This window comes from Chromohalobacter sp. HP20-39 (assembly GCF_033052815.1).
GTDB lineage: Bacteria > Pseudomonadota > Gammaproteobacteria > Pseudomonadales > Halomonadaceae > Chromohalobacter.
Genome location: NZ_JAWHTP010000550.1, coordinates 1 through 281 on the forward strand (window position 1 = coordinate 1; position 281 = coordinate 281).

1 protein-coding gene is annotated in these 281 nt (G+C 67.6%); it reads left to right on the top strand.

Going from position 1 to position 281, the window contains the following annotated elements; genetic code table 11:
* A partial coding sequence (locus RVY79_RS19150) for a hypothetical protein (protein ID WP_317466142.1) occupies positions 1-260 on the top strand: 260 nt, incomplete at its 5' end.
* Between the last annotated feature and the right edge of the window lie 21 nt (positions 261-281).

Sequence of the window (281 nt, forward strand, 5' to 3'; positions counted from 1 at the left end):
GCGTGTTCGGCACGCTGCATGTGGAAAACCGCTGGGCGCCCGCATGGGCCGTGCGCTGGTTCGTCTGGCCGTTCCTGCGCCGCGTGGCTGAGCAGGACCGTCGCGTGGTCGAAGCACAGGCCGCTAACAGCACGCACTTTGGCCGGCAGGACGGCATTTCCACCGAGCTGGATCTCGTGCGACCGATGCTCGATGCGGTGTGGATGCCGAATGGCAAGCCGGCAGAGACCGGCGAGCAGGTGATGCAGATGTGGGTGTAGGGCCGGGTCGGGCTTGCCGGC